We start from the raw sequence: 12,170 nt of genomic DNA, 5'->3' as shown, positions 1-12,170 counted from the left end.
GGGGGTATGCGGGCGTGGTGGTGCGGATTTGCGTTGGGCGTGATCGGGTTGCAGCGGCAGTCGACGTTGCCGGGGTGGTGGGTTTGGCTTGGGCTGGCGGTAATGTGCAGCGTGGGGTTGGGCGTTGCGGTTTGGGGATGGCGTGGGGGTGGGGCGTCGGTTGGGGCTAGGGCCAGGGCCGCCGCTCCGGCTTTAGCGACTGCCACGGCCACGACTGCGGCCACGGATTCGGCTACTGCCGCGGCCAAGTCCAGCACTTCGAAGCGGACCTCAACATGGTCCGCGATGCGGACTCGCGCATGGAACCTCCACTTACGCGTCACGCGTTGCAACGCCCGCCTACGGACCTTTGTCATCTGGACCGGTATCTGGTGCGCGGCAATCTGCACAGGCTTCGGCTATGCCGCATGGCGCGCCGAAGTCCGGCTCGCGGTGAGCTTGCCGAGCGAGTGGGAGGGCCGCGACATCGCCGTGACCGGCAGCATCAAGGGCCTGCCGTCGCGCGACGAAAAGGGCGCCCGCTTTCTATTCGAGGTCGAGGCGGCCGACGCACCGATCGCCCCCTTCCCACGCGTGATTCAATTGTCATGGATCGCTCAGGAAGCGCCGCCGCCTGCGCTCGAACCGGGTCAGCGCTGGCGTTTGACGGTGCACCTCAAACGTCCGCACGGCAACGCGAACTTCGGCGTGCGCGACGCCGAGGCCAGCCTGCTCGCCCGCAACGTGCGAGCGACCGGCTACGTGAGCACACCGGCGTCGGCCTTGCGCTTGCCGGGCGCGGCGCACGGTGTGAGCGTCACCGTGGATCGCTGGCGCGCGGCCTTGCGCGCACGGATCGGCGCCGTGCTCGCCGACGCGCCGCATCGCGGCATCGTCGTGGCACTGGCGATCGGCGCCCAGGACGAGGTCAGCAAGGCGGACTGGCTGCTGATGCGCGGCACCGGCACGAGTCACCTGGTGGCGATTTCGGGTCTGCACATCGGCTTCGCCGCGGGTCTCGCCGGGTGGTTGGCAGGGGTGCTGTGGCGCCGCTCGGGTTGGCTCGGCTGCCACGGGCCGTTGTGGCTGCCCGCGCAGATCGTTGCGGCGGCGGCAGGCGCGCTGTTCGCAGGCTTGCATGCCGCGCTGGCCGGTTTCAACGTGCCGGCGCAACGCGCGCTATGGATGGCCGGCGTGCTCGCGCTGGCGTTTGTCACTGGCCGTCATGTCGCCCGTTCGATGGTGCTGGCGTGGGCGCTGGGACTGGTGCTGCTGATCGATCCGTGGGCGGTGTCGTCGGCGGGATTCTGGCTGTCCTTCTGCGCCGTGGCGGCGATTCTGTTCGCGGTGTCGGGGCGGCCGCGTATGCAGGATCACGAACAGCGTCGTGCGGAAGAGGGCGACGAAGCCAACGCCGACACCGACACCGACACCGACACCGCGTCGAGCCGTTGGTCGAGCCTGCGCGCCGATCTGCGCCGCCGTGCCCGGGCTTTCGCGCAACGCCTGCGCAGCGCCGCGCACGTGCAGTTCGCAGTGACCGTCGCGCTCGCACCGCTGACGGTCTACTGGTTCGCGCAGATTCCGCTGATCGGCCCGCTGGCGAACGCGTTTGCGATTCCGTGGGTGAGCCTGTTCGTCACGCCGGCGGTGCTGGCCGGCGTCGCGCTGCCGGCGCCGTTCGATGGCTACGCGTTCCAGGGCGCGCACACGTTGCTCGATTGGCTGGCGTCGGGGTTGCAGGTGCTGTCCGGTCCAGCCTGGGCGCTGTGGCGGCTGCCGCAGCCGGACGCCTGGACGCTCGGCGCGGCGGCGGTCGGTGTGCTCTGGTGTCTCGCGCCGCGCGGCTGGCCGTTGCGCTGGGCCGCGCCGCTCACCTGGTTGCCGCTGCTGTTGCCGCCGGCCAATGGACCTGCGCCGGGTGGTTTTCGTCTGACCGCGCTCGATGTCGGTCAAGGCACCTCGGTGCTGATCGAAACGGCGCATCACACCTTGCTGTTCGACGCCGGTCCGGGACCGGAATCGACGCACGCGGGCGAGCGCGTGGTGGTGCCGTTTTTGCAGGCGCGTGGCGTGAACGCGCTCGATACGTTGATCGTCAGCCACGCCGATTCCGACCATTCTGGTGGCGCGCCCGCGGTGCTCGACGCCATCGAGGTGAGTCAAATGGTGGCGGCGCTGGCGCCGGAGAACGCGCTGTGGTCGAACGCGAAGCAGCACGGCGCCGACACGCTGCCTTGCGGGGCGGGGCAGCGCTGGCAGTGGGACGGCATCGAGTTCGCGATGTTGTGGCCGGACGCCGGGCCGTTGCAAGGCAAGCCGAACGCGCATAGTTGTGTGCTGCGGGTGAGTACGCTCGGAGCGTCGGACGAGCCAAGATCGGATTCGTTGGGCGCTTCAGGCGCGGCCCCGCGATCTGCCGCGTCGCTGGTTGCACCGGACGGCGCGTCGGTCCACGCTTCGGCAAGCCTTTCCACCGCGCCCGTTCAAACGCCGGCTCCGCGCATCTCGGCCTTGCTGACGGCGGACATCGAGGCGCCGGTCGAACGCGTGCTGCTCGCCCGCGCCCGCGACGCATTGCACGCGCAGGTGCTGGTCGTGCCGCATCACGGCAGCAAGACCTCCTCGACCGAGCCGTTCCTCGACTCTATCGAGCCGCTCGTCGCGCTATTTCAGGTAGGCTATCGCAACCGTTTTCATCATCCGGACGCGGGTGTGTTCGAGCGCTACCGGGCAAGGCGGATCGAGCTTGGGCGCAGCGACGCGGACGGCGCGGTGCGCGTCGAAGTCGATGTGGATCCCGGCCGTGAAGCGCCAACCGGCTCGGGTACGCAAGGCGCCACCTTGACGCTCGAGCGTTATCGCGAGGTGCGGCACCGCTACTGGATGGATCGCTAACGTGATCGTCGGCGGGAGCGTTGGCCGGAGCGTCGAACAGCGGCCGGCCACTGGCCCGCACGAAAAAACAGAACGGAGATAGCCGCAGTTGAAAAACATCATTCACTTCTCGCACGCGAACGGTTTCCCGGCGTCGACCTACCGGACGATCTTCGCCGAACTCGCCGACGACTACGAGCTGCGCTCCATCGAGCGTATCGGTCACGACGCGCGTTATCCGGTGACGCAGGACTGGCCGCATCTGGTCGAGCAACTGCTCGATGACGTCGGTCGCGCGTACGAGCGGCCGGTGTGGCTGGTGGGCCATTCGCTCGGCGGTTATCTGTCGCTGATGGCCGCGCTGAAAAAGCCGCAGTGGGTGAGGGGCGTGGTCATGCTCGATTCGCCGGTGATCGCCGGCTGGCGCAGCAGCATGCTGCGCGTGTCGCAATGGACCGGTCTCGACGAGCGCCTGTCGCCCGCAGCCGCCACCCGCACGCGGCGCACCCAGTGGGCGAGCCGCGAGGAGGCGTGGCGGCACTTTCATTCGAAGCCGGCGTTCGCGCGCTGGGACGAACGCATGCTGTCCGATTACATCGACTTCGGCATCCCGCAAACGTCCGTGGACGGTGCGCGGGCACTGGCGTTCGACCGCCGTACCGAATATCAGATCTACAAGACCTTGCCGCATACGCTCGGCTCGCGGCTCGCCCGGGGCGCGCCGGTGCCGGTGGGCTTCATCGCCGGCACGCGCTCGAAGGAAATCCGCCAGGCCGGGCTCGACGCGACCCGACGCGCGACCGGCGGTCATGTCGAGTGGATCGAGGGTAGCCATCTGTATCCGATGGAAAAACCGCTCGAAACCGCCCGCGCCGTGCAGCGGATGTTGCGCGAGCTGGAGCGGTGAGTTCGACCGGAGGCGGTAGGCCTCGATAACGCCATGACGGAAAAACGGTGCATGATCGGCGCGGCGCAAGTGCCGCCGTCATGACACAGTCACGTACAGATGTCGCTCGGATTTTGCTGGGTTGAGACCCTGCTTTACGGTATAATCCGTTTTTCCCGCGAGCATCCAGCGATGACCAAATATGTTTTCGTCACCGGCGGCGTAGTATCTTCCCTCGGCAAGGGTATTGCCGCCGCTTCCCTCGCCGCGATCCTCGAATCGCGCGGTCTTAAAGTCACCCTCCTCAAGCTCGATCCGTACATCAACGTCGACCCCGGCACGATGAGTCCGTTTCAACACGGCGAAGTGTTCGTTACGGAAGACGGAGCAGAGACTGACCTCGACCTTGGCCACTATGAGCGCTTCATCAGCACGAAGATGCGCAAGGCCAACAACTTCACGACTGGCCAGATTTACGAATCGGTAATCCGCAAGGAACGCCGGGGCGATTATCTTGGCAAGACGGTGCAGGTCATTCCGCACATCACGAATGAAATCCAGGCGTTCGTCGAACGTGGCGCGGCATCGGCCACCTGCGGCGAGCCTGACGTCGCGATCGTCGAAGTGGGCGGCACCGTGGGCGATATCGAATCGCTGCCGTTCCTCGAGGCCGCCCGTCAGATGAGCCTGCGCATGGGCCGCAACAGCGCGTGCTTCGTGCACCTCACGCTGGTGCCGTGGGTTGCCACGGCCGGCGAACTGAAGACCAAGCCCACCCAGCACAGCGTGCAGAAGCTGCGCGAAATCGGCATTTCGCCGCACGTGCTGCTGTGCCGCGCCGACCGCCGCATTCCGGACGACGAGCGCGCCAAGATCTCGATGTTCTCGAACGTGCCGGAAGACGCGGTGATCTCCGTGTGGGACGCCGACAGCATCTACAAGATTCCGCAAATGCTGCACGACCAGGGCCTGGACGCGATCATCTGCGAAGAGCTCAAGCTCTCGCCGAAGGCGGCGGACCTGTCCATGTGGTCCGGTCTGGTCGACAAGCTCGAGCATCCGAAGCACGAAGTCACGATCGGCATGGTCGGCAAGTACGTCGATCTGACCGAGTCGTACAAGTCGCTGATCGAAGCGCTGCGCCATGCGTCGATGCACACGTCGACCAAGGTCAACATCGAGTACATCGATTCGGAAGAAGTCGAGACGCACGGCGTCGATAGCCTCAAGCATCTCGATGCCGTGCTCGTGCCGGGTGGTTTCGGCCGTCGCGGCACCGAAGGCAAGATCGCCGCGATCCGCTATGCGCGCGAAGCAAAGGTGCCGTACCTCGGCATCTGCCTCGGCATGCAACTGGCCGTGATCGAATTCGCCCGCGACGTGGTCGGCCTGAAGAACGCGAACAGCACCGAGTTCGATCCGGAAACGGAGAACCGCGTGGTCGCGTTGATCACCGAGTGGTACGACCGCGAAGGCAAGGTCGAAAAGCGTACCGAAGAATCCGATCTGGGCGGCACCATGCGCCTCGGTTCTCAGCGTTGCCCGATCAAGCCCGGCACGATGGCCGAAGAGATCTATGGCAAGGATGTGAACGAGCGCCATCGCCACCGTTATGAAGTCAATAACCGCTTCGTGCCCCAACTCGAAGGCGGCGGCCTTATCATCAGCGCCCGTACCCCGAGTGAAGATCTGCCGGAAATGATGGAACTGCCGCGCAGCATGCACCCGTGGTTCGTCGGCGTGCAGTTCCACCCGGAATTCACGTCCACGCCGCGTGACGGCCATCCGCTGTTCAAGTCGTTCGTCGAAGCGGCGCTCGCGGGTCAGCAATCCCGCGCGGCGGCCGAAGTCGGGGAGAAAGCATGAAACTGGGCGATTTCGAAATCGGGCTCGACAAGCCGTTTTTCCTGATCGCAGGCACCTGTGTCGTCGAATCCGAACAGATGACGATCGACACGGCGGGCCGGCTGAAGGAAATCTGCGCGAAGCTGAACATTCCGTTCATCTACAAATCGTCGTATGACAAAGCCAATCGCAGCAGCGGCAAGTCGTTCCGCGGTCTGGGCATGGACGAAGGTTTGCGGATTCTGTCGGAAGTGAAGCGCCAGCTCGGTCTGCCGGTGCTGACCGACGTTCACGCCGAGCACGAGATCGAGCAGGTCGCGTCGGTGGTCGACGTGCTGCAAACGCCCGCTTTCCTGTGCCGTCAAACGGACTTCATTCACGCTTGCGCGCGTTCGGGCAAACCGGTCAACATCAAGAAAGGCCAGTTTCTCGCACCGGGCGACATGAAGAACGTGATCGACAAGGCGCGCGATGCCGCGCGTGAAGCCGGTCTGTCGGAAGACCGCTTCATGGCGTGCGAACGTGGCGTGTCGTTCGGCTATAACAACCTGGTGTCGGACATGCGGTCGCTGGCGATCATGCGCGAAACCCACGCGCCGATCGTGTTCGACGCGACCCACTCGGTGCAGTTGCCGGGCGGGCAGGGCACCAGTTCGGGCGGCCAGCGCGAGTTCGTGCCGGTGCTGGCGCGTGCCGCGGTCGCGGTCGGTGTGTCGGGGCTCTTCATGGAGACGCACCCGAATCCGGCCGAAGCCAAATCGGACGGTCCGAACGCCGTGCCGCTGCATCGCATGGCCGATCTGCTCGAGACGCTGGTTACGCTCGATCAGGCCGTCAAGCGCGCGCCGTTCCTCGAAAGCAATTTCAACTGATTCAGGCGTTCGGCGGGTGTCACGATCGGTACGGATAATCGTGATACGAGGCGAACGCACGTAATGGTCGTCGAACGTATCGGCGCGCAAGCAGGTGGCCGGGGAGACCGGTTTTCTGCATCGCGATATGCGCCTGGTACAGTGTCACAGTAAAGAATTCAACGTCATTTCTTGAGGAAACCATGAGTGCTATCGTAGATATCATCGGTCGAGAGATTCTCGATTCGCGAGGCAACCCCACCGTCGAATGCGACGTGCTGCTCGAGTCGGGCACGATGGGCCGCGCTGCGGTGCCGTCGGGCGCGTCGACCGGTTCGCGTGAAGCGATCGAACTGCGCGACGGCGAAACCGGCCGTTACGGCGGCAAGGGCGTGCTGAAGGCTGTCGAGCACATCAACACCGAAATCTCCGAAGCGATCATGGGCCTCGACGCTTCCGAGCAGGCTTTCCTCGACAAGACCTTGCTGGAACTCGACGGCACCGACAACAAGTCGCGCCTCGGCGCGAACGCGATGCTGGCTGTCTCGATGGCCGTCGCGAAGGCGGCCGCTGAAGAAGCCGGCCTGCCGCTGTACCGCTACTTCGGCGGCTCGGGCGCCATGCAACTGCCGGTGCCGATGATGAACATCGTCAACGGCGGCGCGCACGCGAACAACAGCCTGGACATCCAGGAATTCATGATCGTGCCGGTCAGCCAGCCGACCTTCCGCGAAGCGCTGCGCTGCGGCGCCGAAGTGTTCCACGCGCTGAAGAAGATCCTGTCGGACCGTGGCATGAGCACGGCGGTGGGCGACGAAGGCGGTTTCGCGCCGAACTTCGGCAGCAACGACGAATGCCTGTCGACCATCCTGCAAGCGATCGAAAAAGCGGGCTACCGCGCGGGTGAAGACGTGCTGCTGGCGCTCGACTGCGCAGCGAGCGAGTTCTACCACGACGGCAAGTACCAGTTGGCCGGCGAAGGCCTGCAACTGTCGTCGACGGAATTCGCGGATTACCTGGCGAACCTCGCCGACAAGTTCCCGATCGTCTCGATCGAAGACGGCATGCACGAAAGCGACTGGGCAGGCTGGAAGACGCTGACCGAGAAACTCGGCAAGAAGGTCCAGCTGGTCGGCGACGATCTGTTCGTGACCAATACGCGCATCCTGAAGGAAGGCATCGAGAAGGGCATCGCCAACTCGATCCTGATCAAGATCAACCAGATCGGTACGCTGACGGAAACGTTCGCCGCCATCGAAATGGCCAAGCGCGCCGGCTACACGGCCGTGATCTCGCACCGTTCGGGCGAAACCGAAGATTCGACGATCGCGGATATCGCGGTCGGCCTGAATGCCGGTCAGATCAAGACGGGTTCGCTGTCGCGTTCCGACCGCATCTCGAAGTACAACCAGTTGCTGCGTATCGAAGAAGACCTCGGCGATATCGCAAGCTACCCGGGCAAGTCGGCGTTCTACAATCTGCGCTAAATGCATCGCTCGCTAGCGCTGACCGATGCGCCGGTTACCCTTCGTTTCTGATTGACCTCGCCGCCCTGCGTATAGCGCAGGGCGGCGCGTATTTATTGTGCTTACTTCATGCGGCTTGTCACTGCTGTCCTGATCGTTCTGCTGGCGCTGATCCAGTACCCGCTCTGGTGGGGACACGGCGGCTGGTTGCGCGTGCACGAGTTGCAACAGCAACTGGCGCAGCAACTGCAGAAGAACGCCGATTCGAAAGTGCGTAACGAGCGTATTCAGGGCGAAGTGCAGGATCTGCAGAACGGCACGGCCGCGGTGGAAGAGCGGGCGCGCTACGAAATGGGCATGGTCAAAGACGGCGAGGTGTTCGTGCAGTTCGTGTCGCCGAACGCGCCGTTGCCGGCCGCGAACACGCCGTCGGCAACCACGTCGACGCGTGGCGAGGTCTCGGCTGCGCCGCTGCATGTGGTGCCGAATCCGGAGTCGCGCGCGAAGCCGGATCGCAAGCACGGTGCGAAGAGCGCGGCGAAAGATAAGAAGCCCGCGCATTGAGTTTGGTCGCGCAGCGCGCGATCAATGCCCGCTGAGTGCGATTCGTCATGAGCATGAAAAAAGCCGCTTAAACGCGGCTTTTTCTTTGGGCGATGCATCTGCACGTGGGCGCCGTCAGGCAAAGCGTTCACCAACCCCAGTACGGCGAGTACCCGACGCCGACGCCCGTACCCCAGCCACGTCCCCAACCACCACCGCCGTAATAGCTGCCGTACACGGAGACCGGTTGCGGCGAGTAGTAACGCGACCACGCCTGCGCCGCATTTTCGGCGGCAATGGCCTGATTCTGCTCGGTCATGACCTGTTGGTCGATCGCGTCGTAGCGCTGACGCTCTTCAGGCGTGAGCGGCTGGGCAGTGGCGGCTACGCCCGACTGGTCGGCCGGCAGACGGCTATAAATCGGCGACGGCCCCGGTGGGTCCATCACGCAGCCGGTCAATGCGGCGCTGACGGCGACGACGGTCAGCAACGCGAATAGGCGCGTGTGGCGGGTCAACAAAACGGTTTTATTCATGTTCGATCTCCATCGGCCGGACGCGTGGGCAAATGATTTGCAGCATGGCCAGCCAATGCTTCAACACAATGATCAAAAAAGCGCGCCCCGGAACCTCGCAAAGGCAACCAGCGGCGCGCTATTTTACTGTCGTGAAACACCGGTGATAAACCGGCTGCCGACCCTCGCTCGACAGAGCGTGAAAGCCTGCGTCGGTCAGCCGTTTCAGTGCCGCTGGTCGGCCGCCGGCGACACTCCTTGTGAGAGCGCATTGGCGACAAAAAGTTGCGCCACGTCGACCGGATCGAATTCATAGCGCTGGTTGCAGAACTCGCAATGAATCTCTACGTGACCTCGCTCTTCGATCACGCTGTCCACTTCTTCGCGGCCCAGCATTTTCAGCATCGAGCCGACTTTTTCACGCGAGCAGCCGCATTCGAAACGTGCCTGAGCCGGCTCGAAGTGCTGGACGTTTTCCTGCCAGAACAGACGGCGGAACACGGTTTCCGGTTCTTCCTTCAGCAACTCGTCTTGCGACAGCGTGCCGCCGAGCGTGCAGACGCGCTCCCACGTATCGGCGTCCAGTTCGCCGGGATGCGGGACGATGCCGCCGTCGCCAGGCAGCTTTTGCAGCAGCATGCCGACCGCGCGCTCCGTGTTCGCCGCGAGCCACAGGCGCGTGTCGAGCTGCTCCGAGTGGTGCATGTAGTGTTCGAGTACTTCCGCCATCGACTTGAGCGGGCCGTCCACGCCCGACAGCGGCACGATACTTTGATACGGCTGCTGGCCCGGCTGTTTGTCCGCCGGGTCGAGCGTGATCACGCAGCGGCCGTGGCCGCTCGCGTTGAGCAGATCGATCATGCTGGTGGCTTCGTCGATCGTTTCGGCCGACTCGCCCGACAGCTTGGCGGTGGCGCGCATGGACAGATCGGAGCCGCACTGGACCACCAGCATCTTCACCGGACCGTCGCCGAAAATCTGCATGATGAGGGTGCCGTTGAACTTGAGGTTCGCCGACAGCAGCGCGCACGCGGCCATCATTTCGCCCAGGATTGTCCGCACGGGCGCCGGGTAATCGCGGCGCGTCAGCACTTCCTGCCAGGTATTGCGCAGCGAAACGATCTCGCCGCGCACCGGCGCCGCGCTGAACATGAATTTTTGCAACTGGTCGCTCACAACTTTTCCTCGGTCGAATGACGCGGCCTGATGCCGCGCCGTGCGCGCCGTGCGCTCCGGCTGGTTAGCCGATACGCACGAGCTGCGCCTTGAAATACTCGCGGCGTTCGGCATAACCGGCCGAGCCGCGCTGCATATTGGCGATATCCGTTTCGTTCAGTTCGCGCACCACTTTGGCGGGTGCGCCGAGAATCAGCGAATTGTCGGGAAACACTTTGCCCTCGGTGACGATGGCGCCCGCTCCGACCAGACAGTTGCGGCCGATCACCGCACCATTCAAGACCACCGCCTGAATTCCGATCAACGAGCCTTCCTTGATCGTGCAGCCGTGCAGCATGACCTGGTGGCCGATCGTGACGTTCGGCTCGATGGTCAGCGGAAAGCCGGGGTCGGTGTGCAGCACCGCGTTTTCCTGCACGTTGCTGCCGGCGCCGATCGAGATGGGCTCGTTGTCGCCCCGCAGCGTCGCGCCGAACCAGACGCTGGCGTTGGCCCCGAGCGTCACATTGCCGATAATGTTCGCCGAATCCGCGACGAACACGCTTTCGTGGATGGTCGGGGCGGCGTCGCCGAGCTTGTAAATGGTCACAGTGTCTCCTGTCAGGACGGCGTTGGCGCTTTTGCGCCGACTCCGGTCCCATGCAACATGGTTGCTGTTGATCGGTCGCTGCGCGCGCTGGATGGGCCGCAAGCGGTCCGGCACACCGGGTTGCCCCGGCTCGTGCCGCATCGCCAGCGCGGTGGGCGCGCTGGATGGTCGAATCGAGTATTGTAAATGGTTGTGTGGTTCGGGTGCCTGAGTGCGTCGAAGCGCGCCTGGGCTGTTGCCGTGCCGTCGTCGTCTGTCTTTCCGCTCACCTGTGCGTCCGCCGATCCGCTTGCCATGATGTTTGCCCCTTCGTCCGTTTCGTCCGTTTCGTCCGCTTTATCCGTTCCGCTCGTTTCACCGGGTTTGTTGCCTGCCCGATCGTCCGGCGCGCCGTCCGCGGTGTCCGAGGATGCGGCACCCGACGGTGCGGCACCGATCGACGCCTCAGTGCAGTGTGCGCGCACCGCTGCCCTTGCCGCGCTGCGCGAAGCCGATCCCGTCATCAAGGCCGCCGCCGCCCGCGGGCTTTACGACGCTGTGCGCGAGGGCCGCGCCAGCTGCGCCGCGCACCTGGAACTGGTCGAGCCGGCGGATTTGCCAGGTCGTCCGGCGCGGCCCGAGCTGGTCGATCCGCGTCAGTTGAAGCGGCGCAGCATGCAGTCGCCGCAAGGTCGCGCGGTTTTGCTGCATGCTCTCGCGCACATCGAATTCAACGCCATCAATCTCGCGCTCGACGCCGTCTGGCGCTTTTCCGGCATGCCGGCCGCGTTTTACGTCGACTGGCTCAAAGTCGCGGCCGAAGAGGCCTATCACTTCTCGCTGCTGAGCGTGCGTCTGGCGGAATACGGTCACGCCTACGGCGATTTTCCCGCACACGACGGTCTGTGGGACATGTGCGAGCGCACGCGCGGCGACGTGCTGGCGCGTATGGCGCTGGTGCCGCGCACGCTCGAGGCGCGCGGCCTCGACGCGTCGCCGCCGATCCGCGCGCGACTGCAGCAGGCGGGCGATCAGGCGTCGGCCGCGATTCTCGATGTGATCCTGCGCGACTAGATCGGCCACGTGTTGATCGGCAACCGCTGGTTCCGTCATTTGTGCGAGGGCGGAAAGCTCGATCCGCATGCGACCTACGCGCGTCTTGCCGACCAGTATCACGCACCGAAATTACGCGGTCCGTTCAATTTCGAAGCGCGCCGCGAGGCCGGCTTCGACGAGGCGGAACTGGCCGCGCTGACTAAGCTGGCGGGGCTTGATGAGGGGCCGGTGGCATCGACCGGACCGACGGCGGTGGCGGAGCGGCCTGAGGTGGAGTTGTGATGGCATAGGCGGTGGGTTCATAGGCAACCACGCCAGCGACCACGGCGGTAGCCACGGCAACCACGGCAACCAACCCGTTCCCACGCCACCGCCCGCAAACCGCGCCACCCTCCCTGACCCGAAGCGC

Annotated in this window: 9 protein-coding genes and 1 pseudogene; 7 read left to right on the top strand and 3 right to left on the bottom strand. The window is 64.7% G+C overall.

Annotation, left to right across the window (positions count from 1 at the left end):
* Window positions 1-6: 6 nt before the first annotated feature.
* The 6 genes from BX591_RS02310 to ftsB all read left to right on the top strand — a co-directional run bounded on the left by BX591_RS02310 (window position 7) and on the right by ftsB (window position 8,468).
* The gene (locus tag BX591_RS02310; RefSeq protein ID WP_111929101.1) at window positions 7-2,877 is read left to right on the top strand and encodes a ComEC/Rec2 family competence protein; all 2,871 of its coding nucleotides are present in this window, start codon (window positions 7-9) and stop codon (window positions 2,875-2,877) included.
* An 88-nt stretch (window positions 2,878-2,965) separates the two neighbouring features.
* The gene (locus BX591_RS02305) at window positions 2,966-3,763 is read left to right on the top strand and encodes an alpha/beta fold hydrolase (RefSeq protein WP_111929100.1); all 798 of its coding nucleotides are present in this window, start codon (window positions 2,966-2,968) and stop codon (window positions 3,761-3,763) included.
* Between the two features lie 171 nt (window positions 3,764-3,934).
* The gene (locus tag BX591_RS02300; RefSeq protein WP_111929099.1) at window positions 3,935-5,608 is read left to right on the top strand and encodes a CTP synthase; all 1,674 of its coding nucleotides are present in this window, start codon (window positions 3,935-3,937) and stop codon (window positions 5,606-5,608) included.
* Window positions 5,605-6,459 (top strand): 3-deoxy-8-phosphooctulonate synthase, encoded by an 855-nt coding sequence (gene kdsA, locus BX591_RS02295; protein WP_111929098.1) that lies wholly within the window; start codon window positions 5,605-5,607, stop codon window positions 6,457-6,459. The genes BX591_RS02300 and kdsA overlap by 4 nt, the downstream gene beginning before the upstream one ends.
* A 182-nt stretch (window positions 6,460-6,641) precedes the next feature.
* Window positions 6,642-7,925 carry a phosphopyruvate hydratase gene (eno, locus tag BX591_RS02290; protein ID WP_105506912.1) on the top strand — a complete coding sequence of 428 codons (1,284 nt, stop codon included), beginning with the start codon at window positions 6,642-6,644 and terminating at the stop codon, window positions 7,923-7,925.
* 108 nt (window positions 7,926-8,033) lie between these two features.
* On the top strand, window positions 8,034-8,468 hold the full coding sequence (ftsB, locus tag BX591_RS02285; RefSeq protein WP_111929097.1) for a cell division protein FtsB: 435 nt from the start codon (window positions 8,034-8,036) through the stop codon (window positions 8,466-8,468).
* Window positions 8,469-8,595: 127 nt separating this feature from the next.
* On the opposite strand, the gene BX591_RS02280 is transcribed toward ftsB, so the two are convergent.
* The 3 genes from BX591_RS02280 to BX591_RS02270 all read right to left on the bottom strand — a co-directional run bounded on the left by BX591_RS02280 (window position 8,596) and on the right by BX591_RS02270 (window position 10,726).
* Window positions 8,596-8,982 carry a hypothetical protein gene (locus BX591_RS02280; protein WP_111929096.1) on the bottom strand — a complete coding sequence of 129 codons (387 nt, stop codon included), beginning with the start codon at window positions 8,980-8,982 and terminating at the stop codon, window positions 8,596-8,598.
* Window positions 8,983-9,186: 204 nt separating this feature from the next.
* Entirely contained in the window at window positions 9,187-10,137 is a 951-nt protein-coding gene (gene hslO, locus BX591_RS02275) for an Hsp33 family molecular chaperone HslO (protein ID WP_111929095.1), read from the bottom strand.
* 64 nt (window positions 10,138-10,201) lie between these two features.
* Complete coding sequence (locus tag BX591_RS02270) at window positions 10,202-10,726, bottom strand: gamma carbonic anhydrase family protein (RefSeq protein ID WP_111929094.1); 525 nt, start codon at window positions 10,724-10,726, stop codon at window positions 10,202-10,204.
* Window positions 10,727-11,023: 297 nt separating this feature from the next.
* Here BX591_RS02270 and BX591_RS02265 point away from each other — a divergent pair.
* Window positions 11,024-12,043, top strand: a pseudogene (locus tag BX591_RS02265) (ferritin-like domain-containing protein).
* The last annotated feature ends 127 nt before the right edge of the window (window positions 12,044-12,170 follow it).

It is taken from the genome of Paraburkholderia bryophila (assembly GCF_003269035.1).
Taxonomy (GTDB): Bacteria; Pseudomonadota; Gammaproteobacteria; order Burkholderiales; family Burkholderiaceae; genus Paraburkholderia; species Paraburkholderia bryophila.
The sequence above is the reverse complement of the archived record's forward strand: the minus strand, read 5'-3'. Positions and strand labels throughout refer to the sequence as shown.

Excerpts from the sequence above, each read along its gene's own strand:
- BX591_RS02310 (WP_111929101.1), top strand. The coding sequence starts at position 7 with ATGCGGGCGTGGTGGTGCGGATTTGCGTTGGGCGTGATCGGGTTGCAG.
- BX591_RS02300 (WP_111929099.1), top strand. The coding sequence starts at position 3,935 with ATGACCAAATATGTTTTCGTCACCGGCGGCGTAGTATCTTCCCTCGGC.
- kdsA (WP_111929098.1), top strand. The coding sequence starts at position 5,605 with ATGAAACTGGGCGATTTCGAAATCGGGCTCGACAAGCCGTTTTTCCTG.
- eno (WP_105506912.1), top strand. The coding sequence starts at position 6,642 with ATGAGTGCTATCGTAGATATCATCGGTCGAGAGATTCTCGATTCGCGA.
- ftsB (WP_111929097.1), top strand. The coding sequence starts at position 8,034 with ATGCGGCTTGTCACTGCTGTCCTGATCGTTCTGCTGGCGCTGATCCAG.
- BX591_RS02280 (WP_111929096.1), bottom strand. The coding sequence starts at position 8,982 with ATGAATAAAACCGTTTTGTTGACCCGCCACACGCGCCTATTCGCGTTG.